The 25,403-nt window shown below is 68.0% G+C and carries 25 protein-coding genes and 1 pseudogene; 6 read left to right on the top strand and 20 right to left on the bottom strand.

The annotated features are described in order from the left end of the window. Window positions 1-140: 140 nt before the first annotated feature. From KALB_RS20430 to KALB_RS20425, 3 genes and pseudogenes are all read right to left on the bottom strand, one after another. The gene (locus KALB_RS20430) at window positions 141-590 is read right to left on the bottom strand and encodes a nuclear transport factor 2 family protein (RefSeq protein WP_025357574.1); all 450 of its coding nucleotides are present in this window, start codon (window positions 588-590) and stop codon (window positions 141-143) included. A gap of 151 nt (window positions 591-741) precedes the next feature. Beyond that, window positions 742-909, bottom strand: a pseudogene (locus KALB_RS45460) (IS5/IS1182 family transposase); the annotation flags it as partial. Window positions 910-1,178: 269 nt separating this feature from the next. Then, a complete protein-coding gene (locus KALB_RS20425; protein WP_051913245.1) occupies window positions 1,179-2,081 on the bottom strand; it encodes a LysR family transcriptional regulator in 903 nt (300 codons plus the stop codon). A 77-nt stretch (window positions 2,082-2,158) separates the two neighbouring features. On the opposite strand from KALB_RS20425, the gene KALB_RS20420 reads away from it, so the two are divergent. From KALB_RS20420 to KALB_RS49865, 4 genes are all read left to right on the top strand, one after another. Further along, on the top strand, window positions 2,159-3,235 hold the full coding sequence (locus KALB_RS20420; RefSeq protein WP_025357572.1) for a 1-aminocyclopropane-1-carboxylate deaminase/D-cysteine desulfhydrase: 1,077 nt from the start codon (window positions 2,159-2,161) through the stop codon (window positions 3,233-3,235). A gap of 399 nt (window positions 3,236-3,634) precedes the next feature. After that, complete coding sequence (gene rph, locus KALB_RS20415; protein WP_025357571.1) at window positions 3,635-6,232, top strand: rifamycin-inactivating phosphotransferase; 2,598 nt, start codon at window positions 3,635-3,637, stop codon at window positions 6,230-6,232. A 399-nt stretch (window positions 6,233-6,631) separates the two neighbouring features. Beyond that, a complete protein-coding gene (locus KALB_RS20410) occupies window positions 6,632-7,294 on the top strand; it encodes a DUF6461 domain-containing protein (RefSeq protein WP_025357570.1) in 663 nt (220 codons plus the stop codon). A 368-nt stretch (window positions 7,295-7,662) separates the two neighbouring features. Then, window positions 7,663-7,797 carry a hypothetical protein gene (locus KALB_RS49865; RefSeq protein WP_268872260.1) on the top strand — a complete coding sequence of 45 codons (135 nt, stop codon included), beginning with the start codon at window positions 7,663-7,665 and terminating at the stop codon, window positions 7,795-7,797. Window positions 7,798-7,901: 104 nt separating this feature from the next. Here KALB_RS49865 and KALB_RS49860 read toward each other — a convergent pair whose 3' ends face one another. Both KALB_RS49860 and KALB_RS20405 read right to left on the bottom strand, forming a co-directional pair. After that, window positions 7,902-8,033 (bottom strand): hypothetical protein, encoded by a 132-nt coding sequence (locus KALB_RS49860; RefSeq protein WP_268872259.1) that lies wholly within the window; start codon window positions 8,031-8,033, stop codon window positions 7,902-7,904. A gap of 691 nt (window positions 8,034-8,724) precedes the next feature. After that, complete coding sequence (locus KALB_RS20405) at window positions 8,725-10,290, bottom strand: GMC family oxidoreductase (RefSeq protein WP_025357569.1); 1,566 nt, start codon at window positions 10,288-10,290, stop codon at window positions 8,725-8,727. A gap of 108 nt (window positions 10,291-10,398) precedes the next feature. Here KALB_RS20405 and KALB_RS20400 point away from each other — a divergent pair, with 108 nt between their 5' ends. Then, window positions 10,399-11,052, top strand: a complete 654-nt coding sequence (locus KALB_RS20400; RefSeq protein ID WP_025357568.1) for a TetR/AcrR family transcriptional regulator — start codon at window positions 10,399-10,401, stop codon at window positions 11,050-11,052. A 121-nt stretch (window positions 11,053-11,173) separates the two neighbouring features. On the opposite strand, the gene KALB_RS20395 is transcribed toward KALB_RS20400, so the two are convergent. Together KALB_RS20395 and KALB_RS20390 are read right to left on the bottom strand one after the other, a co-directional pair. Beyond that, window positions 11,174-11,794 carry an NAD(P)H-dependent oxidoreductase gene (locus KALB_RS20395; RefSeq protein WP_025357567.1) on the bottom strand — a complete coding sequence of 207 codons (621 nt, stop codon included), beginning with the start codon at window positions 11,792-11,794 and terminating at the stop codon, window positions 11,174-11,176. Between the two features lie 76 nt (window positions 11,795-11,870). Next, window positions 11,871-12,710 (bottom strand): NAD(P)H-binding protein, encoded by an 840-nt coding sequence (locus KALB_RS20390; protein ID WP_025357566.1) that lies wholly within the window; start codon window positions 12,708-12,710, stop codon window positions 11,871-11,873. An 82-nt stretch (window positions 12,711-12,792) separates the two neighbouring features. Here KALB_RS20390 and KALB_RS20385 point away from each other — a divergent pair, with 82 nt between their 5' ends. Beyond that, on the top strand, window positions 12,793-13,794 hold the full coding sequence (locus tag KALB_RS20385) for a cupin domain-containing protein (protein WP_025357565.1): 1,002 nt from the start codon (window positions 12,793-12,795) through the stop codon (window positions 13,792-13,794). Here KALB_RS20385 and KALB_RS47645 read toward each other — a convergent pair. The 13 genes from KALB_RS47645 to KALB_RS20325 all read right to left on the bottom strand — a co-directional run bounded on the left by KALB_RS47645 (window position 13,782) and on the right by KALB_RS20325 (window position 25,064). Beyond that, window positions 13,782-14,009, bottom strand: coding sequence for a hypothetical protein (locus tag KALB_RS47645; protein ID WP_025357564.1), 228 nt, complete (start codon window positions 14,007-14,009; stop codon window positions 13,782-13,784). The genes KALB_RS20385 and KALB_RS47645 overlap by 13 nt on opposite strands. A gap of 76 nt (window positions 14,010-14,085) precedes the next feature. Beyond that, complete coding sequence (locus KALB_RS20375) at window positions 14,086-15,006, bottom strand: SAM-dependent methyltransferase (RefSeq protein ID WP_025357563.1); 921 nt, start codon at window positions 15,004-15,006, stop codon at window positions 14,086-14,088. 187 nt (window positions 15,007-15,193) lie between these two features. After that, window positions 15,194-16,420, bottom strand: coding sequence for a cytochrome P450 family protein (locus KALB_RS20370; RefSeq protein ID WP_025357562.1), 1,227 nt, complete (start codon window positions 16,418-16,420; stop codon window positions 15,194-15,196). Beyond that, window positions 16,417-16,737 carry a putative quinol monooxygenase gene (locus tag KALB_RS20365; RefSeq protein ID WP_025357561.1) on the bottom strand — a complete coding sequence of 107 codons (321 nt, stop codon included), beginning with the start codon at window positions 16,735-16,737 and terminating at the stop codon, window positions 16,417-16,419. Before KALB_RS20365 ends, KALB_RS20370 begins: the two co-directional genes overlap by 4 nt. Beyond that, a complete protein-coding gene (locus tag KALB_RS20360; RefSeq protein WP_030107820.1) occupies window positions 16,734-19,007 on the bottom strand; it encodes an FAD-dependent monooxygenase in 2,274 nt (757 codons plus the stop codon). Before KALB_RS20360 ends, KALB_RS20365 begins: the two co-directional genes overlap by 4 nt. Continuing rightward, entirely contained in the window at window positions 19,004-20,245 is a 1,242-nt protein-coding gene (locus KALB_RS20355) for a beta-ketoacyl synthase N-terminal-like domain-containing protein (RefSeq protein WP_025357559.1), read from the bottom strand. Before KALB_RS20355 ends, KALB_RS20360 begins: the two co-directional genes overlap by 4 nt. Further along, window positions 20,242-21,522, bottom strand: coding sequence for a beta-ketoacyl-[acyl-carrier-protein] synthase family protein (locus KALB_RS20350; RefSeq protein ID WP_025357558.1), 1,281 nt, complete (start codon window positions 21,520-21,522; stop codon window positions 20,242-20,244). The genes KALB_RS20355 and KALB_RS20350 overlap by 4 nt, the downstream gene beginning before the upstream one ends. Continuing rightward, complete coding sequence (locus KALB_RS20345; protein ID WP_025357557.1) at window positions 21,519-21,950, bottom strand: cupin domain-containing protein; 432 nt, start codon at window positions 21,948-21,950, stop codon at window positions 21,519-21,521. The genes KALB_RS20350 and KALB_RS20345 overlap by 4 nt, the downstream gene beginning before the upstream one ends. Further along, complete coding sequence (locus KALB_RS20340) at window positions 21,947-22,405, bottom strand: SRPBCC family protein (protein WP_025357556.1); 459 nt, start codon at window positions 22,403-22,405, stop codon at window positions 21,947-21,949. The genes KALB_RS20345 and KALB_RS20340 overlap by 4 nt, the downstream gene beginning before the upstream one ends. Then, complete coding sequence (locus KALB_RS20335) at window positions 22,402-22,662, bottom strand: acyl carrier protein (RefSeq protein WP_025357555.1); 261 nt, start codon at window positions 22,660-22,662, stop codon at window positions 22,402-22,404. Before KALB_RS20335 ends, KALB_RS20340 begins: the two co-directional genes overlap by 4 nt. A 163-nt stretch (window positions 22,663-22,825) precedes the next feature. Then, the gene (locus KALB_RS20330) at window positions 22,826-23,497 is read right to left on the bottom strand and encodes a TcmI family type II polyketide cyclase (protein WP_025357554.1); all 672 of its coding nucleotides are present in this window, start codon (window positions 23,495-23,497) and stop codon (window positions 22,826-22,828) included. 631 nt (window positions 23,498-24,128) lie between these two features. After that, window positions 24,129-24,395 (bottom strand): hypothetical protein, encoded by a 267-nt coding sequence (locus tag KALB_RS46595; RefSeq protein WP_148309545.1) that lies wholly within the window; start codon window positions 24,393-24,395, stop codon window positions 24,129-24,131. A gap of 132 nt (window positions 24,396-24,527) precedes the next feature. After that, window positions 24,528-25,064 (bottom strand): hypothetical protein, encoded by a 537-nt coding sequence (locus tag KALB_RS20325; RefSeq protein ID WP_025357553.1) that lies wholly within the window; start codon window positions 25,062-25,064, stop codon window positions 24,528-24,530. Window positions 25,065-25,403 lie beyond the last annotated feature (339 nt).

Raw genomic sequence — 25,403 nt, 5'->3', positions numbered from 1 at the left:
CTCCGGGCGGATGCGCGACTGGCACCTGCGAATGCGTAGTCGATGCCCATGACGTCATCGTCCCGCAGTGGTGCGCTCCGGGACTTGGACAAATGGGAGCCCACGTTCGTCGTGGGCTCCCCGCCGCTCGGGAACGCGGGTCAGCGTGTGTGTTCGGCGAGGTCGCCGAGCCCCTGCGTCCAGCTGCGCTCCTGGCTGCGCCGGGAAATCCGCCAGCCCTCCGGCGTGCGGGTGTACTCGTCGATGTACCACATGCCCAGCAACGCGATCCGCGGGTCGCCGTCCTTGACCGGAAACACGAGCGTGTTCAGGCACATCACCCGCCCCGTCGCGCGGTCGCCGTCGAAGCGGATCTCCGGGTTGGCGATCAGGTGCTGGCAAGCGGTGAACTGCGCCATGCTCGACGCGAGGAATTGCTTCATTTCGGCGCGGACACCCGCGATGCCGCCGAATGTCGTGTAGTCGATGTAGGCGTCGTCGGTGAATATCTGGTCCAGGGCGTCGAAATCCTGGCTGTCGATCGCGGTCGCGTAAGCCACCAGCAGCTCCTGGATCTCCAGCCGGTCGGAAATTTCCTGAATGTCGAGCACCTGACCTCCTAGGATACTGCAGTGGTTCACGATCACCCTACCCAGCGAATACGTCAGGGCCGTTGTCGCGCGGAGAACGGGCAGAAGGGTGTACCCGTTGGTGCAGCCGTGCCCGCACCGGCCGAACGGCGGGGTTATAACTGAGCCTTTTTCATCCTGCGGCGAGCTCGCGGTCCTGTAGGACGCGGATGGCTTTGGCCAGGTGACAGGCACGGTGCGGGCCGCACCGCAGCTTGCGGAGCACGCGCCAGGTCTTGAGTTGAGCGTTGGTGCGTTCGCCCGGCCCGCGGAGCTGGACATGTGCACGGTTGGCCTCCTCGGACACACTCGCTAACCATACGAGGCGAAACCTTCACACCGCCGGTTCGCTCAGCAGGGTGTTAGCTCAGCTCCAGCCGAAGATCCCGGTAGAGCCGACTCAGGTTCTCCGGGGTTTCTTGTTTCAGAGCCCTCCTCACATCACCCAATGAGTCGATCATCGCGTGCACCTCGGCTACCGTGAGAGCGTTCGGCGCAGGCATTCCTTCCAACTCGGCTCACGCTGCTGCACGGCGCTGCCATGGCTCTGCGGAGGCTCGGTGCGGTATTTCAGAGTTCCGCCACTGCCTCCCGCAGGTACACCTCCAGCCTCCTGATCGACGCGGATACGCCTGTCGTGTCGAGTCGGCAGGTGTAGAGACGACGGAGGAGTTCGGGCTGCCGCATGGGGAGGACCACCACGCTTGGGGGAGCGTCCAGCAACAACAACCGCGGCAGTAGCGCGACACCGAGGCCCGCCGCTACGAGATTGAGAGCGGTGCGGAAGTCCGTACCGTCGAAGTCCAGACGATGTCCGCTTCCCCGGTCGCCGTCGGCGGCTGACGCTGTCAAGCCGGCGACGTCGACCTCGGTGTTGATCCACGCGTCCGACGGTAGGTCGGCCGGGGCGACACTGTCGGCTCCCGCGAGGGGGTGACCGACGGGAAGGACGATCAAGATCGGATCGTCCATGAGGTGTTCTTGCACGAGCCCGGCTGGCGCTGACTCGGGAGCGTGTTCGTAGTCGAAGGTGATGGCCAGGTCGATCTCACCCCGGAACAACAGGGCATGCGTGTCGCGCTGCTCCAGTTCCCGGAGCGTGATGTGGACGGCCGGATGGCTCGCACGCAGGCGTGCGAGCGCAGGAGGGACGATCGAGGCTGCCGCCGAGATGAACGCACCGAGCCGCACCTCGCCGCCGGTGCCCTCCGCGAGCGCCGCAAGTTCGGTGGCAGCGCGGCTCATCGAGGCGCTGATCGCGGCCTCGGCGTCGAGAAGGACCTGTCCGGCTTCGGTCGCACGGACGGGACGCCGGACCACGACTCGCGCGCCGACCCTTCGTTCCAGTTCCGCGACCTGCTGCGAGACCGCCGACTGGGTGTAGCCCAGCTCCTCCGCAGCAGCGGCGAACGAGCCGAGCCGCACGACAGCCGCAAGGGTCAGCAGATGGCGCGGGTCGAACAGCCAGGACATGTAGTTAAGCCTAACTTATCGACCAAGAAGAAATCATCGCTTGTGCTTATCTGAAGGCCTGGTTGACGCTGGACCGCATGGACTTCACGCAATTCGACACCGCCATCGACAAACTCCCCCGACGTCGGGTCGGGTTCTATCCCACTCCGTTCCACGCCTTGCCCAACCTGTCGGCGGCGTACGGGATCAACCTCTTCATGAAGCGCGAGGACCTGGCCGGCCCCAGCGCGATCAGCGGGAGCAAGACGCGTCTGGCTGAGTTCATCCTGGGGCGGGCCGTCGAGGAGGGGGTGACGCACCTGATCACCCAGGGCGCGTACCTGACCAACTCGGGTCTACAGTTCGCTGCCGCCTGCCTGAGCGCGAGGATCACGCCGATCCTGGTCCTGACGCGGAACGTGCCCCGGCACGGTGAGCTAGCCGAGTTCCGCGGCAACTACCTGCTCAACAAGACGATGGGTGTGGAGACCCACGTCATCAACGTCAGCGGCAACGTCTGGACGGTCCCAGAAGCGGCCGCGCGGATCACCGACGCCATCACCGGCCGCAAGGCCGAACTTGAAGCGCAGGGGCACAAGGTCCTCGTCGTCGGAACCGGTGGTGCGCACCCCGACGGCTTCATCGCGCACGCCCTGACGTTCCGGGAGATGCTGGAGCAGTCCGGTTCCGCGGGAGTCGACCTCGACTTCGTCTACCACACGATCGGCACCGGGACCGCGCTACCGGGGATGCTGGCCGCCAAGCTGAGTCTGGGTCACCCGGTGAAGTTCCGGTCGATCTCGATCCAGCAGTACAACGACGGAGACTGGATGAACCCCGGCGTGATCGTGGAGCGGACCAAGGCCGTTCTGGCCACGTTGGGCGCTCCCGTGCCCGACGACGCGACTATCCGCGCCGAGATCGACATCGACCAACGCTTCATCGGCGAGGACTACGCCGTCGCGTCCCCCGAGAGCTCGGCCGCCATCCGCGAGCTGGCCAGGGCAGAGGGCATCTTCGTCGGCCCCGTCTACACCGGCAAGGGACTCGCGGGATTGCTCGACCACGCCCGCAGCGGACGGATCCCCGTCGACAGCAACGTCGCGTTCCTGCACACAGGAGACACCGGCAACCTGTTCGAGATCCCCGAAGTCGTCGGCCACATCACCGACTGAGCCCACAGCCCATCAGTCGCGATCGGCAACGCGCTGCTGCCCGCCGGCCTGGGAGACAGCCGCGCCACCGCTTCGTGAGAAGCTCGTCAGTTCCATCGGGCTGCAAAAGGCAAAGGCAAGGAGAGCCCTCTCCTTGCCACTTTCAATATATAGCGCGCTGGGGGGCTTGCCGCAAGACCCGGGTCACGGCGCAGAATCGTCGGCCGATGCCACAACCTGCGGAAATGAGGGCACGACGTTCATGTGTTGTTGTCGACGTATGGGGGGCGCGGTGACGTCGAACCAGTGGTGGGACCAGCAGTGCGGTTGCGGGTGCTCGGGTCGGAGGTGCGGAGGTGCGCCGGTGATCCGATCGGCCACCGCAGTGCAACAGAGCACGGCTGCCTTGGAGGCATCGCAATGATTGAGCAGTACGTGTTGGACCTTCAAGAGGTCGACGAGAAGCAGGTCGCGGTCGTTGGCGGCAAGGGCGCGCACCTGGGCGGGCTGTCGCGGATCGAAGGCATCCGCGTGCCGGGTGGCTTTTGCGTGACGACGGACGCCTTCCGGCGGATCATGGCGGAAGCGCCGTCGATCGACGATCGGCTCGATCAGCTGTCACGCTTGAACCCGGACGACCGGGAGGCGATCCGCACGCTCAGCGCGCAGATTCGCCGGACCATCGAAGGGATCGCCATCCCGGGCGATCTCGCGGCGGCGATCACCCGCGCGCTCGCCCAGCTCGGCGAGCAAGCCGCCTACGCCGTCCGATCCAGCGCGACGGCAGAGGACCTGCCGACGGCCTCCTTCGCCGGCCAGCAGGACACGTACCTGAACATCGTGGGGCCGACTGCGATCCTCCAGCACGTCAGCCGATGCTGGGCCTCGCTGTTCACCGAGCGGGCCGTGACCTACCGCCAGCGCAACGGCATCGACCACCGTACGGTCCACATGGCCGTGGTCGTGCAGCAGATGGTCTTCCCGCATGCGGCCGGCATCCTGTTCACGGCCGACCCCGTCACGGGCAACCGGAAGGTCGCCACCGTGGACGCCAGCTTCGGCCTCGGCGAGGCGCTGGTCTCCGGCCTGGTGAACCCGGACGTCTTCAAGGTGCGACACGGCGAAGTCCTCACCAAGGCGATCGCCGCCAAAGCGCGTGCCGTTCACGCCCTGCCGGCCGGCGGTACGCAGGAAGTGGTGATCGACTCGCAGCGGCAGGAGCAGCCGGCGCTGACGGATGCGCAGGTCGTGCGGCTCGTGCAGCTCGGGCGGCGGATCGAAGCGCACTTCGGCCGCCCGCAGGACATCGAATGGTGCTTGGTCGATGATGGCTTCCAGATCGTTCAGAGTCGGCCGATCACGACGCTGTTCCCCATCCCCGAGACCGGCGACCAGGAGAATCACGTCTACGTCTCCGTTGGTCATGGGCAGATGATGACCGACCCCATGAAGCCCCTGGGGCTGTCCGTGTGGCATCTGACGGCCATGGCGCCGATGCACGAGGCCGGCGGGAGGCTGTTCGTCGACGTCACCCGGCGCCTGGCCTCGCCCGCGAGCCGCGCCAGCCTCCTGGACGTCATGGGGCGAGGCGATCCACTGATCAGGGACGCTCTGGAGACCGTCCTCGACCGCGAGGATTTCGTCCCGTCGCTCCCGGACGCGGGTCCCGGCGGGCGGCCGGCCAGCGGTGCGCCCGCCCCGATCGAGACCGATCCGGCCATCGTCACCGAGCTGATCGAGCGCAGCCAGGCGTCCATCGCCGCCCTGGAACGCGACATCCGGACGTTGACCGGACCGGCGCTGTTCGACTTCCTGCTGGAGGCTTTCGAGGAGCACAAGCGAGTCCTCAGTGATCCGCTGAGCCTGCAGGCGATCATGGCGGGGATGGAGGCCACGTGGTGGCTCAACGACAAGCTGCAGGAGTGGCTTGGCGAGAAGAACGCGGCTGACACGCTCACGCTGTCCGCCCCCGACAACGTCACGTCGGAGATGGGACTGGCGCTGCTCGACGTCGCGGACGTGATCCGCCCGCAGCCGGAGGTGGTGGCGTTCCTGCAGGGCGTCGAGGACGAGGGCTTCCTGGACGAGCTGGCGAAGCTCGCGGGCGGGACCGAAGCGCGCGACGCCATAGAGGCCTACCTCGACCGGTACGGCATGCGCTGCGTCGGCGAGATCGACATCACGAGGCCGCGTTGGCGCGAGCGCCCCACCACACTCGTGCCCGCGATCCTCGACAACGTCAGGAACTTCGAGCCGGGCGCCGCCGAGCGGCGCTTCGAGCAAGGGCGGCAGAAGGCGCAGCAGAAGGAACAGGAGGTGCTGTCACGCTTGCGGGCCCTGCCGGACGGGGACCAGAAAGCCGACGAGGCCAAGCGGATGATCGACCGGGTCCGAACCTTCATCGGGTACCGGGAGTACCCGAAGTACGGCATCATCAGCCGCTACTTCGTCTACAAGCAGGCCTTGCTGGAGGAGGCCGAACGCCTCGTGCGGGCCAACGTGGTTGCTGAGAAGGAGGACATCTTCTACCTCACGTTCCAGGAGCTCCACGAAGTCGTGCGCTCGAACCAGGTGGATGGCCAGCTCATCCAACAGCGCAAGGACGCGTTCCGGTCGTACCACGCGCTCACGCCGCCCCGGGTGCTCACCTCGGATGGCGAGGCCGTCACCGGGGCGTACCGGCGCGAGGACGTGCCAGCCGGCGCCCTGATCGGCCTACCGGTTTCCGCAGGGACCATCGAGGGAAGGGCCCGCGTCATCCTTGACATGGCGGAGGCCGATCTCGAAGCGGGCGACATCCTGGTCACGACCTTCACGGACCCCAGCTGGTCGCCACTGTTCGTCGGAATCGCGGGCCTGGTGACGGAGGTGGGCGGCCTGATGACCCACGGCGCAGTGATCGCCCGGGAGTACGGCTTGCCTGCCGTAGTGGGCGTGGAGCAGGCCACCCGGCTGATCCGGGACGGGCAGCGGATCCGCGTGCACGGAACCGACGGGTACGTCGAGATCCTGCCTTGACCGACCACACCGAGAAGCCCCATCGGCGTGTCGGTCCTGTGTGGACCGGTGCTGGCTGCTGATCATGTCTGTCGATCTGGCGGGCGTAGTCACTCGGTGTGGGAACCTCGGTCGCGTCGTCTGGCCTGCCGTTCTCCTCAGAGGCGCTGCGCCCTGGCGTGGACAGCGGGCCGTTGTCAGACACGCGCACGCCGACGCTGTCGTGCGCATGGTTGGTGCCTGTCGGCTCACCGATACCGTCATCGGCGCATGTGCGACGGGGGCGACCGGGCCAGCCCGGTCGCCCCTGGGCGCCCCACCGGATCGGCGAGGTGCTGCGTGCGTGGGCATGTCCCTGGGAAGCTGACCTTCCGACCGGCTTACCAACAACGATCCGTTCTGGATGGTGGTGACCGTGCCATGACCGCGTCCGAGTCGGCGTGGAGCTGGGTCCTGGACGCCAGCGACGGGGCGTTGTTCAGCCTGGCCGGATGCCTGACCTTCGTGCGCGGCCGGTCCGCGTGGCAGGTGTTCGACGGATTCGGTATCGACCCGCGGACCGCGCGCGAGATGACGCACGACCAGCTGTGCGCCGACCCGCTGTTCGTCGACGCTGGTTTCGACGCGGGCCCGTTCTGGGTGCGGGTGGCCGAGGTCGGGGACTGGGCGGTCGGGATCGAGTACCTGCAACTACGCGGCTGGTTGGGCAACATCGGCTGCAAATTGTCCCGCGGCACCGAGGCGGTGACGGTGGCCCGCACCATCAAGGGCCCGGGAACCGTCAACTACTTCCGAGACCGCGAATGGGTCACCTCTTTCAGCATCGGCGAGGGGTACGACACCCGCGCCGGAGTGCGACCGGACCACTTCCATGACGCGCTGGCCGCGCACGGGCTCGCGGGCTTGGACGATGGGACGCTGCCGCAGGACGGCCCAGGGCTGCGGGAGCAGCTGATCGGTGTGCTGGAGATGCTCACCGACGAGCTGGGAAACCGGCTGCCCTACGACAGGTTCGCCGGGCCGCTACCGGCCGGGTACCGCAGCGCGCCCTACACCTTTCACCCCGCCCACCCCGACGACTGAGCAAGTATGCGCGGCAGGCCTGGCCCGTACACGTTCTCGCGCCACCAACTGCCGCCAGTGTCCTCGCGCGCCAGCCCGGCTCGAGCCCGTCGCCGGGCGCCCCTTCTCCCCCACCGTGATCCCGAGGTACTGGGCAACGTATGCACGCGCCACGTCGTGTGAGCTGCTGACCGCACCACAGTTGGCGAGCGTGGGCTCGCCGGCCACGAGGTGGTCTAGGTTCCCACCCGTCTGACCGCGCGTCCTGGTCGACTACCGAACCGACCTCCTCAAGCGCCGCACTATGGCGATCAACCAGCTCAAAGCCCGACTGCACGTCTGGCTCGACCACACCCGGCGACCTGTCCCGAGCCAGGAACCTGGCGTCAGTGACCGCATTGGTGCACACCGCGACGATCAGGCCCCACGTCCACCAGGCGCTGACCGACATGATCTCCGAGATCGCCGAGGTCAACCGTCGGGTCCACGACCTTGGTGCCCACACCGCACCGACCGCAGGCTGATCAAGGACACCTCTGGAAGGAAGCCCAGGTCAGCCGGGCCACCATGAACCGCGCCCACCAGCTCCTGGCCGAGTGGGACGCCCGAGTTACCGAATGCGGCGGGCTCACCAAGGGCGAGGCGCAAACACGACGAGATCACCGAACTGCGCACGAAACTGGCCGAGCGGACCCGCGAACGCACCGACCTCCACCGTCAGTTGGACGCCGCCGCCACCGCGATCGCGGCCCTGCACCACGACAACACCCTGCTACGCCAAGAACTCGACGCCACCGGCATCTTGGTCACGCTCGACTCTCACCGTCCCCGATCGGAAGACGTCATGTTTGCCCGTTCGACCCCTCGCCGCGCGAGCAGCGCCGGACCTGAGGTTTGCTGTGGCAACGCCTTGTCATGCCGAATTGAGGACGATCTCAGAGCGCCCGTTGGCTGGGGCTTGCCGCCTGGTCATGACCGGCGGTCGGGTACCTGATCCTCGGTGAATGCGGGACCAGTCGCCGCGGCATCCGACGCGCTGTTGCTCGATGCCGACCCCTACGTGGACATCGCGCACCTGATCGACCGTTCCCACCACGTCGGGACGTTGCGGGCTGGCCGGCCAAGCTGGGATGAGGGCCACCCCGCAGCCTGACACGGCCGATTCCAAGCCCAGATGCGCCAGCACGGCAGCTGAGGGCTCTTCGAACCCTCCACGTTGACAATCTCCTGCATGACACAGATCTTGTCGTCAAGAAGCCGGTCACGGTGTCGAGGGATCTCCGATTCCTCGATGCGCTCGGCGCGCCGTGTCCGCCGGACAGCCGCCCGCGTCGAGGCAGGCGAGACAACGGTTCCTGGTCTCAGCGCTACGAGCACGCGTTGCCGGTGACCGATCTCCTCCCGATCACCGCGGACAGATCCAACGGGTCCTCGCCGCTTCCAGGCGCTCGTCAGGCCGTGGCGCCGACGATGCGGGTGGCGGCCCGCTCGGCGATCATGATCGTCGGCGCCTGAGTGTTGCCCCGGGTGATGGTGGGCATGACGGAGGCGTCGGCGACGAACAGGCCGGCCACGTCGTGCACGGCCATGGTCCGCGGGTCGACGACGGCGCCGGCGTCGGTGCCCATCCGGCAGGTGCCGACCGGGTGCCACTCGCTGCCGACGTTGCCGCTGATCCAGGCGTCGAGGTCGTCGTCGGACCAGTCCTGTGGGGTGCGGGGCTCGCCACCGGTGGCCTTGGCCAGCGTGGGGGTGCGGAACAACTCCCGCGCCCGCCGCAGCCCGGCCCGTAGCCGCGCCCGGTCGTTGTCCTCGGTGAGGAAGCCGGGGTCGGCCAGCGGGGCGCTGGCCGGGTCGGCGTCGGCCAGCCGCACCGTGCCCCGGCTGTCCGGGTCGAGCAGGCTGACCGCGCAGGTCACGACCGGGTCCTCGATCAGGGTCATCTCAGCGGTCATGCCGAGCAGGGTCAGCGTCAGCTGGATGTCGGCCACCGGGCGGTCGGCTCCGCTGCGCAGCAGGCCGGCCGCCTGGGTGAGCGAGGCCAGCGGACCGCGGCGCAGCAGCTGGTAGTCACGGACATCGGCCTCGGTCAGGGTGTTCCACAGTGGACTGCCGTCGAGGACCGGCCAGACCGGCGTGACCATCGGGTGGTCCTGCAGGTTGGCGCCGACGCCGGCGAGGTCGCGGACCACGGGGATGCCGTGCTCGGCAAGGTGGCCGGCCGGGCCGAGGCCGGAGAGCATCAACAGCTGCGGGCTGCGCAGCGCGCCCGCGCACAGCACCACGCCCCGGCGGGCGAGGACCTCGGTGTCGCCGACGCGCACGCCGAGGGCGCGCTCGCCGTCCAGGATGATCGAAGTGACCTGCTGGCCGGTGGCGACGACCAGGTTCTCCCGGCTGCGGGCCGGCTTGAGGTAGCCGTGCACGACGCTGTGCCGCCGCCCGTCGCGGGTGTTGCTCTGCGCGAGGCCCACGCCCTCGTCGAACGCGCCGTTGAAGTCCTCGACCAGCGGCAGCCCGTGCTCGACCCCGCCCGCCACGAAGGTGAGCGGCAGAGCGCCGGCGTCGCGCACCGAGCTGATCGCCATCGGCCCACCGGTGCCATGCCGGTCGTCGCCGCCGCGGTCGTTGTCCTCGATGTCGCGCAGCACGGGCCGCACGTCGTCCCAGGCCCAGCCGGTCGCGCCCTGGGTCAGCCAGGCGTCGTAGTCCTCGGGACGGCCGTGGAACCACGCCATCATGTTCATGCTGCTGCCGCCGCCCAGCCCGCGGCCCTGCGCCAGCCCGATCCGGCGCCCGCCGAGCGCGGACTGCGGCGTGGTCAGGTCGCCCCACGACATGGGGCCGGTGAGCAGCTGGAACGCGTTCCCCGGCGTGATGGCCTCGGGCTCCTCGCCGGTGGTCGTCCCGGCCTCCAGCAGCAGGACCCGGCAGCGCGGGTCCGCGCTCAGCCGGGCCGCCAGCACGCACCCGGCCGCGCCAGCCCCCACCACGACGAAGTCCGCATCCGTAGGCATGTCTCGGATCACGTCCAGTCACCTCATTCAGTTCGGTCAACGAGCTGAAGCGTAGCTCATCTCAGATGAGTCCGACTTCAGTGAGGTGAGCTTGTACGATGTCGTCCCATGGCTACTGGCACGCAGGGACGGCGGGCGGACTACGCGGAGGCGACCCGTCGAGCGATCATCGATGCGGCCCGGGAGTTGTTTGACCGCAAGGGGTTCTTCGGCACGAAGGTCGACGAGATCGCGGAGCTGGCCCGCGTCGCGGCGGGCACCGTCTACGCGGCCGGCGGCAAGCAGGGACTGCTGCGGATCCTGGTCAACGAGTGGGGCACCGCGCCGATCTTGCGGGAGAGCCGGACGCGACTGGCCGAGCTGAGCGACCCGCGGGAGGTGCTGGCGCTGGTGGCCTCGGCCAGCCGCGCGGTGCGCGAGGACCACGGGAGCGTCATCCGCGTGCTGCTGGCGGCCGCCCCGCATGACGAGACGGCCGCCGAGGGGTTGCACGGCACCACCAAGCGCTACCGGGGCACGCTGGCCGCGGTCGCGGAGCACCTGCACGGACTGGGCGCACTCGCCGAGGGCCTGGACGCCCGGCAGGCCACCGACGTGCTGTGGTTCTACTTCGGGTACAGCGGCTACCTGTGCCTCACCGAGGACAACGGGTGGCCGCTCGCGAAGGCCGAGCGCTGGTTGCTCGAGCAGTGCGCCGGAGCGCTGTTGCGGGCAGACACCGGTCAGCAGACCGAGGCGATGGACGAGGCCCAGCCCCAGTAGGGGACGGCCGGAGTACGCCCAGAACCTGTGCGGTCCACCCAGCGCGCGGGCTCAAGGTCGGTGTGGTCCTCCACCAGTGTGCGCCGCCCCGGCGGTACTCGGCGCGCGTCTGCATGCAACTTCACGCTCGTGTCGAGTCAGCCAAGATGGCTTCACTGATGATGCGCACCGCGCGTTCGACGCTCTGCGATGTCGCTTCGGAGGAAGCCTGCTCGGATTCGTAGATGAACGCGGTGGCGCCGCGCCTGCTGCCACAGTAGTCGATGATGCCATGCTCGATCTGTGTTCGTAGGGCTTTCTCGTACCCGTGGCGCTCGAATTCTCCAGAATCGGCGCCGGCGACGGGCAAAAGATGTGTAGTGAGCCCCTGAAGCCTCGGTCGCAGACCCGAAGAAACGGAGTAATCGAAGGCCCAGCCGTTGATGAAAACACGATCGATCCAGCCCTTCAGCAGTGCGGGCATTGACCACCAGTACACAGGAAAGATCAATACGAGATCGGTGGCGCGTTCGAGACGACGGTGCTCACGGACAATCTCGGCTGGGTAGTTGCCACCCTCCTGATATGTCCGGCGATCCGCCAAGGTGAATTTGGGGTCGAACTGCTCCTCGTGCAGGTCGGCGACCTCGACCGCCCGAGGGTGTAGTGCTGTCTTGAGGGTTCCAAGCACGTGATGTGTCAGGGACTGAGGGTCTGGGTTCGCGGCGACTAGCAAGGTCAGCGAGCTGGTGGCGGTGCTCATCACAGTCCTTCCGGTATCTGAAGAAAATGGTTCGTGTCTTTGAACGAGGCGTCCTGCGGGCTGAACCGCCAGGCGATCACCGCCGTTGCCACGCTCCGGCAGCCGCGGCCCGTACGACGTATTCCTCGAAGGTTCGGGGCTCGCGTCCCAGCACGGTGGCAAGGTCATCCGTGGTCTCGGCGGCCAGCCCGCGTTCCATCAGCACGAACATCTCGGAGACGTGATCGGCGTCCTCCTTGCTCAAACCCTCCTCGACCAGCGTCGCCGCGTATTCGGCCGGGGTGATCTGCCGGAAGGCGATGGGCTGTCCGGAAGCCCGGGAGATCAGCTCGACGGCCTCCCTGAAGGTGAGTGCACGTGGTCCGCTCAGCTCGTAGATCCGTCCGGCGTGTCGGCCGCTCTCGGTCAATGCCGCGGTCGCGGCGTCGGCCACGTCCCCGATGTCGATGAACGGCTCGGGGACCTCCCCGGCTGGAAGCGCCAGCTCACCGGCGATCAGCGGCGGGTGAAAGACGTCCTCGTCGAAGTTCTGAGCGAAGTTCGACGGCCGTAGGACGGTCCACTCCAGCGAGGAACCACGTACGGCCTCCTCGGCCGACCGCATGTCCAGTCCGAATGTGGAGTCGCCCCAGGTGTCGGCGCCGCGCCCGGAGAGCAGGACCAGCCGGCGCACGCCGGCGGCCTCAGCCCGTACCACGAATTCGTGCACCGGGCCCGGCACTCTCGGGGCTACCACGTAGGCGAGGGCGACGTCCTGAAGGGCGGCATCCCAGGTGTCTGGATCGGACCAGTCGAACGGGGTCCGGCTCGATCGGGACGCGGTACGCACCGGTGTGCCGCGCAGCCGCAGCCGGGCGGCGATCCTTCGGCCCGTCTTGCCTGTCGCGCCGAGGACGAGAGTGGCGTCTTTGCTCATGGCACCGATGAAACACGGCCGGATCGGACGATTCCATGGGTAAGAAGCCGGAATACCTGTGCAGTCGTCTAACCTGGCTGAGGTGGACGTGTTCAGTGACCTGATCCGCGGGGTACGAGCCCACGGCTCGCTGTTCGGTAGCTCGACCCTGTCCCCGCCCTGGGCACTGCACTTCGTGGACGGCGCACCGCTGACCTTGTGCACTGTCCTCACTGGGGCGGGCTGGATCGTGCCCGAACACCATCAGCCCGAACCGCTTCGCGCCCGCGAGACGATCGTTGTGCGCGGGCCTGCGACGTTCACTTTCGTTGACGAGCTCGGGACCCGGGCCGCGCCGATCGCCTGCGGTGAGCACTGCGCGACGCCCGAGCAGGGCGGGACCCGGCATCGGCGCGGGTGGCACGACTCGGGCGGGGGCACCGGTGACAGTCACGGCGCGACGACCCTGATCGTCGGCGCCTATCCGGTCCGCGGCGAGATCAGCCGTCGGCTGCTGGACGCACTGCCCGTCGTGTTGCGCGTGGACGCCGGGGGCACGGGTGACCCGGTGCTGGACCATCTCGCCGCCGAGGTCTCCCTCGACACACCGGGTCAGCAGGTGGTGCTCGATCGGCTGCTGGACTGGATGCTGGTCTGCACGCTGCGCGAATGGTTGGACCGGCCCGGTGGACAGCCCCCCGCTTGGTGGACCGCCCAGCGAGATCCGGTGGTCGGAGTCGCATTGCGCCTGCTGCACGCCGAACCAGCGGCACCATGGACGGTCAGCGCGCTGGCCCAACGCACCGGGGTGTCGCGTTCGACACTAGCCAAACGGTTCGCCGACCTGGTCGGCGAACCGCCGCTGGCCTACCTCACCCGTTGGCGTATGACGCTCGCGGCAGACCTACTGGTCGAGCAGAAGTCCTCGACCATCGCTCACGTTGCCCGCAGCGTGGGCTACTCCGACCCGTTCGCGTTCAGTGCAGCCTTCAAACGGATCCGAGGCGCCAACCCGAGCGAGTTCCGGCGCGGCGCGACCACAGCCTTCCCAGCAGCTGAGCGGACCGCCCTGGCCCGCACTGGCTCTGGCAGTCAGGACAGCTGAGATTCCCGGACGGGCAAGAAGTCGTCCACCTGCGCGAGCAGTGATCGGCCCGAGCGGCTACGGATTTGCTGTGCCCGTCGCACCAGGTGCTCGCCGACGGCCGGGAGGATGTGGACGACGCGGGTTGCCTCGTCTGCCGAGACTCCCTCGTCAACCAGGAGGAACAGGGCGGTCAGCGCGGCGTGCGGGCAGTAGTGCCAGCCGGCGAGGGTCAACGCCGTCTCGGGCCAGGCTGTCCTACCGCCGCGCGGCCGATGGCGTGCCTCGTCGGTCCTCGTGGCTGGGTAGCTGCTACTTCGTGGCCTTGTCGAGGGTGCCGCTGACGTAGAGCAGGCCGCCCATGCGCAAGTCGTCGTTCTTGAGGGGTGGAAGGTCGTTGGCGGCGAACAGGTCTCGGGTGCTGATTGCGTTCAGCGCCCAGCCGTGGTCGGTCAGATAGGGAGCAGCTTCGTTGCGCTCACCGAAATAACGCAGCCTCGCCATGTCGGGATCGAAACCGTGCGCACGCCAGCGTTCGGAGATGCGATGCAGGCCTTCCTTCGTCTTGTCCTCGTCGCCCGGTCGTGGGTTGGGCCTGCTTTCGGTGGCCACCCGGCTTCCCGACGCGCTGAGTTCGGTGATGGTGTCCAACAGGCGGTCCTGCGCCTCAGGCGGCAGGTAGCCCAGCAGGCCTTCGGCGCTCCACGCGCTCGGCCGGGCCGGGTCGAACCCGGCGGTACGCAGCGCGGTGGGCCAATCCTCGCGCAGATCGACCGCGGCCACCCTCCGATCGGCGGTGGGCACAGCACCCAACTCGGCCAGCGCGCGAGTCTTGAACTCGATTACCTGTGGCTGGTCGACCTCATACACCACGGTCCCGGTCGGCCAGGGCAGTCGGTACGCGCGGGAATCCAACCCCGAGGCCAGGATCACGACCTGCGTGATGCCCGAGTTCGTCGCATCGAGGAAGAACTCGTCGTAGAACTTGGTACGCACCTTGGCTCCGTCGATCGCCACCTGCTCGACCAAGTCCTCGGGGGGCAGTTCACCGGTCGCCAGCCGGGTGAGGAGGTCGATGCCGACCGCCCGGACGAGCGGTTCGGCGAACGGGTCGTCGATGAGCGAACGATCCGCGCGGGTCGCTATCGCCCGGGTCATCGCGGCCATGGTCGCGGTCGCGCCGACGCTGGATGCCAGGTCCCAGGTGTCTCCGTCGTACCTGGTGGGAGTCATGTTCTGCCCCAGCTTTCTTTGGACACAGGTCGTGTTCGAGAAGTGGCGTAGCACTTTTCAAGGTGCGGCCAGTGACGGTACTCGGCGACGCGGACGGCTTCGCCACGACGGCAACCTACGCCACCCCATCGACCGCGGCGCACCAGCCCAGTCCCCCTCCCCCGCACTTCGTCACTGTCGCTGCCGATCAGCCCGTGGTGAACTGGACTGGGAGTTCCACCAGGCCGCGAAACGGTGAGGCCGGCGGCAGCCGGTGGAGTTCGTCGACCGCCACCGCGAGCCGCAGCCCAGGCAGGCGGCGCAGCAGCGCCCCGATGCCTATCTGTGCCTCCATCCTGGCCAGCGAGACGCCGAGGCAGTAGTGGACTCCGTAGCCGAAGCCGACGTGCGAGCCGCCCTGCCTGCACAGGTCCAGTTTGTCAGGGTCGGCGAAGTGCGCGGGATCGTGGTTGGCCGCGTTGATCACCACACCGACGATCGAACCACGCGGGATGCGCACTCCCTGGTACTCGACGTCCTCGGTGGCGATCCTGGGACTGGCCACCGGGAGCGGTCCGTCGAACCGCAGGAGCTCCTCGACCGCCGAGGACAGCAACTCCGGGTTGGCCCGAAGCAGTGCCAGCTGGTCGGGGTTGGACAGCAACGCCACCATCGCGTTGCCCAGGAAGTCCGCCGTGGTCTGGTGCCCGGCGAACAGCAACAGGAACGTGGTGGCCACGAGTTCCTGCTCTGACAGCGTCCCATCGCGGTCACAGGCATCGACCAGCGCGCTGATGATGTCGTCACCTGGGTGTGCGCGCTTGTCCCGCACCAGGTCGGCAAGGTAGTGGTGCAGTCGCAGCTGGGCCTGCTGCACCGCCGCCCTGTCATCCTCGGGCCTGCGGCTCGCTCCGGACTTCCTGATCACTTCAGTCCAGCCGATGAGCTGCTTGTGGTCGTTTTCCGGTACCCCGAGCAGTTCACAGATCACCATCATCGGCAGGGGTATGGCGAACTCGCTCATCAGCTCGGACCGGCCGTGTGGGAAGAACGCGTCGACCAGTTCGTCCACGATCTCCACCACACGGGGCCGCAGCGCCTCGATCCGGCGCGCCGCGAACGCCTGGGACACAAGCCGGCGCAGCCTGCTGTGCTCGGGCGGATCCGAGTTGAGCATGTTCTTGTTCAGCGAAGCCGAGTTCGGGCCGAAGATCCGGAGGTAGTGCTCACCGGGGCCGTAGAGATCCTTGGACAGCCTGGGGTCGGTCAGCGCCGCCTTGGCGTCGTCCATCCCGGTGATCAGGTAGGAGTCGAACCGGGGCGAGCCGACCAGGCACACCGGTGTCGTGTCACGCATCCGCGCGTAGGCAGGATACGGATCGGTGGCGAATTCGTGGGTGTAGAGCTCTGACGCGGGTACGGCGTGCTCGGTCACCTGGGCTCCTCGGTGTCGCCTCGCAGGCTGTGCAGGACGTGGTAGGTGTTCCGGTGCGCGGAGTCACGGAGCTCACGGACCACGCGCAGCAACTGGTCGCGGTGCTCGCTGCGGCCGAAGGCGTCCAGCCGTTCGCGGTCGGCCCAGTCACTGATGATCAGGTAGCTGCGCGGGTCGTTGATGTCGCGGAGCAGGTCCTGGCGCAGACATCCGTCCAGGGTGCCGATCTGGGTGGCCGCCGAGAGCCACGCCTCCTCGAACTGCTGCTCGCAGCCCTCCCTGGTGCGCATCGCGAGCACGGTACGCACCCTGGTCATCGCGCACCTGCGAAGACCAGGCCCAGGGTGCTCCTGAGCGCGTCGGCGTCGATCGGGTGACTGCGGAACCCAACGTGTCCGTCCGGACGGACCAGGTACAGGGCTGTGCCCGTGACACCGTAGGTCACGCGGAACTCCTCCCCGTTGTCGCGCAGCACTGGGGGGTTGAGCATCTGCGGCACGCGGACATCCGGGCTGAGCAGCAGGTACGTGTCGAGTTCCCCGCACGCCTGCTCACGGACCTCGGCGCACAGCTTCTCCGCGGCGACCACCGTGGACTCGTCGGCCGAGCCGTCCGCGTAGATCAGCAGCGTGTGCCTGGTGCCGCGGAGCAGGTCGCGCAACCGCAGCGGGTGCCCGACACCCTGCCGGTGCAGACCGCCGACATCGGGAGCGCGGTCACCGGGCCGTGGGCCGCTGCCCAGCGCATCGGGGGCGGACACGGACTCGCCGACCAGCGGACTGTCGGGGTAGCTGAGCAGCAAGGACATCTCTTGCAGGAACTGGCGTTTCAGGTCATCGCGGTCCAGCTCGTCGGTGAAGGCCATGCGCACCGCACGCCCGACCACCTCCTGGCCCGCCGGGCGCCGTTCGATCTCGTAGCTGTCCAGCAGCCCGGGCGCGGCGATCCCCCGCACCGCCAGTGCCAGCTTCCAGGCCAGGTTGTAGGCGTCCTGGATCCCGGTGTTCATGCCCTGGCCGCCTGCGGGGGGATGCAGGTGCGCTGCGTCGCCGGCGACGAACACCCGCCCGTCGCCGTACCGGTCCACGATCCCGTGGCTGATCCGGAACACCGAGGACCAGCGCAGGTTGGACGCGCGCGTGCCGGTCGGAGCGAGCTGGTCCAGCGCCGCCTGGACCTCGGCGAGGGTGGGTTCGGCGAGTTCCTCGCTGAACCCTGGCGGGGCGTCCTGCCCGCCGGTCTGCTCGAGGAACCGGGGCGGCGCCATCGTCGCGATCCGGTACCGGGACTCACCGCGCAGCGGGACACACACCAGCATGTTGTCCATCCGGCCGTCGGTTTCGCGGATGAACCGCAGCAAGTGGCCGTCGGGCATGTCCCACTCCACGTCCACGTCGCCGAGCAGGAACAGCTGCGGGAACCGGCCCAGACCGCCCGCGAAGGTCAACCCGAGCAACTCGCGGACCTTGCTGTGCGCACCGTCGCACCCGACCAGGTACTTCGCCCGAACCGTCTCCAGCCCGGCACCGGTTGTCGCGAGCGTGGCCAGCACACCGTCCTCGTCCTGGGTGAACGCGATCAGTTCAGCACCGCGTTGCGGGCGCACTCCCAGGGTGGCCAGCCGTTCGGAGAGGATGCGCTCGGTCTCGTACTGGGGCAGGCCGAGGTGTGCATAGGGCAGCTCCGGCAGCTCCCAGCTCATCCGGTGGACCTCCACGCCGTTGACGAACACCGCCTGGCCGGTCAGCCAGGTCCCGGCGTCCATCGCCTCCCGCGCGATGTCCTGGTCCTCCCAGATCTCCATGGTGCGGCAGTGCACGCCGATCGCCTTGTCGGCCTGCGCGGGCGGTGCGGCCAGCCTGTCCACCACTCGGCACTCGATGCCGCGCCGGGCCAACTCGATGGCGGTGGTCAGCCCGGTGGGGCCTGCCCCGACGACGAGTACGTCTGTTGTCCTGTGCACGTCGGTCTCCCTGGCCTGGGGCACTCGGTTGGTCACGGGCTGAGCCGCGAGGTGGAAGATGCGGCGCCGGAACTCGCGGAGGAACGGCGCGATCGGCTGGGCCTGCTCGGCGTGTGCTGGATCGTCGACCCACTCGGAGAACGCCGCCTCGCTGGCCCACTCGGCGAAGATGTGGTAAGCGTCAGCATCGGCCTCGCGCAGCAATTCCTCGTGAACGTGTCCGGGGACGGCGCCCATCCTGGCGGCGACTTCGGCGTACCCGCGTTCGAACTCCCGGCGCCTGGGTGTCGGTACGGCGACCGTGAGATCCACGCAGATTGCCGATCCGCTGCCGTCGAGAGCGCGCATCACTTGGTAGCTCGGGGCTTCATCGGTCTCGCACAGTGGACGAACGGCGTCGGCCAGGCACGCGGCGACCGGTCCGTTCTGGTAGTCGCGCAATGCGGATTCGTCGGTCCAGTCAGTGACGAGGACGAACACGCGCGGATCGACGGCGTCGCGGAGCGCGTTGCGGGTGAGGTTGCCGGCAAGCACGCCGATCTGCCCGGCGACCTCACGCCACACCGCTCGCACGGCGTCTTCGCACCCCGGACGCGCGCGCACCCTGAGCACTGCCCTGATCATGACATCTCCTCAGATGGCCTGCGCAGCACGATGGAGCTGTTGAACCCGCCGTAGCCGCGCGCGGTGACCAGGACGACGTCGACGGGCATCCGGCGAGGCTCGCGAACGAAGTCGAGGCCGTAGGTGGGAACGGGGTTGGTGAGGTTGCCGACTGCCGGGACCACGCCGTCCCGCATGGCGAGCACCCCTACGACCAGGTTCAGCGCGGACCCGCCCGCGCAGAGCCGCCCGATGAGGCCCTGCGGCGCCGTCACCGGAACGCTCTCGGCGCGGGGGCCGAAGGTGTCCCGGATCGCGCGCACCTCCAGTGCGTCGAGGTCAGGGCTGCCCGCTCCGTCGGCGAGCACGAGGTCTACGGCCTCCGGCGAGAGCCCGGCGTCCTCGATGGCCAGCCGCATGCACCTGGTCAACTGCGTGCTGTCCTCGGCCGGGCGCCAGAGGTGGTGCGCGTCGTGTGTGGCCGCGTAGCCGGCGACCTCGGCGTACACCCGCGCGGTGCCCCTGCCTTTGGCCTCGGCGGCGTCCTCGAGAACCAGGACGGCGCCGCCCTCTCCCGGCGCGTACCCGTTGGCCTCGACGTCGAATGGCTTGTAGCCGCCTCGCGGATCGCGGCTGGTGGTCATCCGCCCGCTGGCCGACTGGCAGGCGAGCGAGTACGGGCACAGCGGTGCCTCGGTGCCGCCGACGAGCATGACCGACGTACCGCGCCGGATGGACCTGCGCGCCTGGCCGACGCTGTCCAGTCCGCCCGCGCCGTCGGTGACGACCACACTGGACGGACCTTTGGTTCCGTGCCTGATCGACACCTGCCCGGTGTTCGCCGCGTAGAACCAGGCGATCGACTGGTAGGCGCTGACCGCTCGCCGGCCCTGCGCCCACAGCGCCTGGATCTCCCGCTGGCCGAACTCCACCCCGCCGGAGCCGCTGCCGAAGGCGACACCGATGTCGTACTGGTCCTGTCCGGCCACGTCGTAGCCGGCATCGGTGAGGGCGAGCTCCGTGGCGGCCAGTGCCATTTGGGTCCACCGGTCGGTCTGCACGGCGAGGCGGTTGTCGATGTAGTCCTCGACGCGGAAACCGTGCACCTGACCTGCGATGCAGGTGTCGTACCCGCTCGCGTCGAATGCCTCGATCGGGCTGACGTGCAGCTCGCCGCCCATGGTGGACCGCCAGTACGCTTCGGTCCCGATGCCGCTGGGTGCGAGGACACCGACTCCGGTGATCACCGTCGCGTTCACCGCGACCAGCCCGGCTTGGCCAACAGGATCGCCGACTGGAAGCCGCCGAAGCCGCTGCCCACGGACAGCACGACGTCAACCGCCTGGTCGCGCGCTGTCCTGGGTACGTAGTCCAGGTCGCACAACGGATCCGGCTGTTCGTAGTTGGCGGTGGGCGGGACCACCCCGTTCTCGATTGCGAGCGCGCACGCGGCGAGCTCGATCGAGCCGATCGCGCCGAGCGAGTGCCCGACCATGGACTTGATCGAGCTCACCGGTACCTGGTAGGCGTGCTCCCCAAGGCTGCGCTTGAACGCCGCGGTCTCGTGCACGTCGTTCTGCCTGGTGCCGGATCCGTGTGCGTTGACGTAGCTGATGTCCTCGGCCCGCATCCGCGCCTGACCCAGTGCGCGGCTGATCGCCTCGGCCATCTCGGCGCCGTCGGGCCGGAGCCCGGTCATGTGGAAGGCGTTGCAGCGGTTGGCGTACCCGGTGATTGTGCAGTACACGTGCGCACCGCGGCGCCTGGCGTGCTCGGCGTCCTCGACCACGAGCACCGCGGCGCCCTCCCCCATCACGAACCCGTCCCTGGTGGCGTCGAAGGGGCGGGAGGCGTGGGCCGGATCGCTGTTGCGCGCCGAGGTCGCCTTGATGGCGTCGAAGCAGGCCATGGTGATCGGGGAGATCGGTGCGTCACTCGCGCCCGCGATCACCACGTCGGCATCGCCGTCCTCGACCAGCTGGTGGGCGTATCCCACCGCGTCGATGCCGGAGGTGCACCCGGTGGAGATCACGGCGGCCGGGCCGTTGGCGCCGAACCGGATGGCGACCTCGGCCGCCATGCTGCTGGGCACCAGCGCCTCGTACAGGAACCTACTGGCGTAGCGGGGATCCACCAGCCACTTGCGGCCACCATCGGAAAGCGCCACGTACTCGTCCTCGAGCCGGGTGGTGGCACCGACGGCGCTGCCCATGGCGACGGCCAGCCGGTTGTGGTCGACCGAGCCCTTGGTGAGTTCGAGCCCACTGTCGGCGACCGCCTCGCTCGCGGCGACCAGCGCGAACTGGATGAAGCGGTCGTTGCGGTGGATCTCCTGTGGGGTGAGCCCGGCCGCGAGTGGGTCGAAGTCGCATTCGGCTGCGATCTGGGAACGGAACGGGTCCGGGTCGAAGAACGAGATCCGGCGGGTCGCGGTCCGGCCACTAGTGATCAACTGCCAGAATTCCTTGCACCCGTTGCCCCCTGGGGCCACCACACCGACGCCAGTGATCACTGACGCCCGCCCGCGCCTGGTCATCCCGAGACCTCGCCTGGCAGGGGCTCGGTGTCGACGTGGCCGAGTTCGGGCCGGGGCGCGAGCGGGCCCAGGCTGAACACCAGGAATGCCGTGGCACCACTGTCGTTGACCAGCCGGTGCCGGACGCCGACGGGGATGAGCACGCCCTCCTCGGCCCCCAGTTGCCGCGGGTTCCCGTCCAACCGCAACGTGATCGCGCCACGCACGCAGTAGAGGAACTCCTCGGAGTACGGGTGCCAGTGCTCGGTGACCACCTCGCCGGGGTCGAGTGTCAGGGTGCCGAGAAAGCCGGAGGTGGCGCCGGTCGTGGCGGGGGACAGCAGGGTCCTGATGTCGCCGCCACGGCGCCGGTTCGGTGGGACGTCGTGACGGGACACGATGCGGATGTCATCGGCCCGGTTGGCCTTGTTTGGCGGAGTGGTGCTCATGAGGCCCGTCCCGCGGCGCGCTCGACCCTGCGCGCGATGATGTCCAGTTGGATCCGGGAGTTCTTGTTGATGCGGTCGGTCATCGCGGCGTCGTCGAGCGGTGCGTCCGGGCGCATCGCGAAGTCCTGCACCCACCGCATCTGGGTTGCCCCACCGACTTCCTGATAGATCCACTCGATGTCCATGTACTGGAACGGCCCCTTCTCGACCCGGTGCGCCACCACCTTGTACTGCTCGGGATACATGGTCCGTTCGGACACCCAGCTCCAGACGGTGCCGTTCTCGTCGGGGTGCATGGAAAGCCTGAACGTCAGGGTGTTTCCCTCGTGGGCAAGGATTTCCGCCGAGGCGTACTCGGTGAACAGGTTCGGCCAGGACGCCACGTCGTTGGTCATGAACCAGACCACGTCGATCGGTGCCTTGATGAGCACCGAGTTGTCGGTGTGTCCGCTCATGCCACGTTCACCTGGTCGAGCCGCTCGTTGACGGCGGCGACGAGATCGGCGAACGGGGCGTGTTGCAGGCCCTCGTCGGGCAGCTCGAACCCGTATCGCGTCTCGAGCGCTGCCTGCACGGCCAGGAATGCCAGCGAATCCAGCCCGGCCGCCTCGAGTGTCAGGCTCGCGTCCGTGGTGCGGTCGGCTGCCGGGAGCCCAGCTTTGTCCTCGAGGATGTCCATCAGGTCCTCGAGGTGGAACGGTTGCGCGCTCATGGTGCCGCAGCTTCCTTCTCCTGGGTCGCCCTCGCGTCGGCGAGATGGACCGTGTGCTCGTCGCCCTGGTTGCGTGAGAGCGACCTCGGGCGGCCCGGGAGCACCTGTCGGCTTTCCGCAAGCCCTTCAGGCGCGGGGGTAAGTTCGATCGTGGCCATGGTCATCAGCCGTCAACGCGCCAGCGGTAGAACTCCTTGGCCACCGCGTCCACAGGACTGCGCCAGCTCTGCGGGTTGTACGCGCTGATGAACGGGCTCAGGTCGTCCACGATCTTGGCGAACGCCGGCTTGCCGTGGTTGTCCTGCACGGCGCGGGCGAGCGATGCGTCGGTCCGCTCCATCAGGTGCAGGTAGACGTCCTCCAGCGAGTACAGCCAGCGTCCGGCGACACCCATCTCGACCGGCAGCGGCCCGGCGTCGGACTCGCCGAAGATACGGGCGACATCGGGCTCGGCACCGGGTTTGATGCGTGCCACGATGACCGTTTGAAATGTGGGACCTGGTGCTGCTTTCGTCGCAGGAACCCAGTTGTAGAACTCCTTGGAGACGGCGTCGGCCGGCACTTTCCAGTTCTTCGAGTACGGCGTCACGTACGGCGCGATGGCCTCGCCGATCTGTTTGAAGGTGGGTAGCCCGCGGGCCTTGCTCAACGAGGTCTTCGGGTCTACGTTGCGCTCGATCACGTGCACGTAGAGGTCATCCAGCGAGTACAGGGCACGCCCAATCACACCGAAGTCCTGCGGTCGCGTCGTCCTGTCATTGTGGGCAAAGACCTCGGCAACCTTGTCCTCGCTACCCGGAACGATGCGCGCAACAATAACGCTTCGATAGTTCATACCACCCGTCCATGTCATCATCTGCCATGCCATCATCTGCGGCCAGAAAATTCTCACGCTACTTGCGGCCGTACGCAGCAGAAAAAGTGGGCGCCCAGCACTGAACTCACGGGCACCTAGAGCACACTTGGAAAGTTTCTTGAAATTCTGCGGACACCTTGGCTTTGGCAGCGCAAGTCAGGAGAGTCCAGGCGGCACCGAAGACGCGCACGTGCTCCCCCGCAGCTCAGGCGCCCATGGCGGCCACCGTGCCTACCGGGAGAAATCGTATTCTCGCCCCACAGAATCCCCGGGCGTACCGACCATCACCGCCGCGAGCCGAGCCAGTCCGATCGCAGTGGTTCCAGGACGCCGGTCGAGCCCTGCTGTCGACAACAGCCGGCCAACCGCACCGTTCGCAACGCCCATCCCACTGTCATTACTCCTCGCTAAATCAGCACGCCTATTCCAGTTTCTCGCCGAGGTGGCCACACGGCAAGAAGCCGCCTTCCTGGCCCCTCTCCAAATTCTCCTTCACCTGGAGGGAGCTCGCCTCGGGCTTGGTTCACCTTCCTTTGCCGACTCGATCGGCTGGCGCCAGCCGCCGCAACAGGCCGCCTGGTTCGTTGGCCAAGTCAGCTCACTTCGCATGTCACCGAGAGGCGAATCGCCCGTAGCCGGTGAACATCTCGTTTTCAAACTCACGTAGTGGTGTTGGGGTGTACTGGCCCAGGCACCCACACCCGATCAGGCGACGCACCTGCAGCCGATCCTGGTGCCCGGCATCCACTCGCAATCCCTGCCCCATCGCATTGACCAGTTCAACCCAGTCAGCACCTGCGAGTTTCCCCACGGCCTCGCCACCCCGCTTGCCTGCCCTGGACGACGCCGACTGGCTCACCCGCACCCAGCGCACCATTCGGGCCGCCAACCCTCCGCGATCCTGTTCGGCCCCAACGCAAGCCGCACGTCCCCGTGTCGGCACGGGTGCAGGATCCTCAACGCGGTGGTGTCCGCGATCGCGTCGCCGAAGATGTCGGTCGTCGCCTCACTAGCCCGCGGCCAGTCGCGGCGCCACCGGCCGGTGTCCGCGTCGAGGCGAGGCCGGTGCCCACGGGGTCTTGCCCCACGGCTTGGCCACCGACAGCCAGGTCATGAACAGAAACGCGGCGATGTTCAAGCCTGCGCCGTAGGCCAGTTGACCGGCGACCGGGCTCTCCACTCCCCGCGTGCTCGCGGCGATGCTGTCTTCCACCCAGGTCCCCAAGCCGAACGTGCTGTAGCCGATGACGGCCACGGTGAGCACCAGCTTGACCAGAACCCACCAGTACCGGGCCAGTCCCCACGGCGTCACCAGGCACAGCAACACCCCGCTGGCCAGCGCAGCGAACGCGATCGGGATGACCACGAACCCATCGACCTGGTCGATCATCTGGTAGCACACCTGTCGGACCTCGGCACTGGCGGTGTACCCGGCCGTCATCGCCAGCACCACGTTCGCGGCGCCGGCGCCCATCCAGCCCACCGACACCGCCACGTGCACGAACACCAACAGCTGACGAGTCCGCTTCCCCACCCCACGCCCCATGGCAACTAGTGTGCTGGGGCGCAGGCTCACCCGCACAACGATGGTTCAGGACCCCCGCAGCGGCTGGGGCAGGCAAGTCGAAGTACCCCGCCGAGCAGTTCCGCAGGGACGCGGTCGAGCTCGCTCGTTCCTCGGATCATCCGCTGCGGCAGGTCGCCCGCGAGCTGGACGGACATATTTCTCGGCACGTACCGGGATCCCCATGTCTGCGCTTTTCGTAGACATGGGGATCCCGGGGTTCGTGTGGAGCTGAGGGGAATCGAACCCTGCCTGTACGTCGACGGGACAGCACGGTCAGGCCCCGCACCGCAGCCAGCCGAGCCCGACGCTTGGGAGGTT

Source organism: Kutzneria viridogrisea DSM 43870 (assembly GCF_000525635.1).
GTDB classification, from domain to species: domain Bacteria; phylum Actinomycetota; class Actinomycetes; order Mycobacteriales; family Pseudonocardiaceae; genus Kutzneria; species Kutzneria viridogrisea.
Note: the sequence above shows the minus strand (reverse complement) of the source record. Positions and strands in the feature narration are given on the sequence as shown.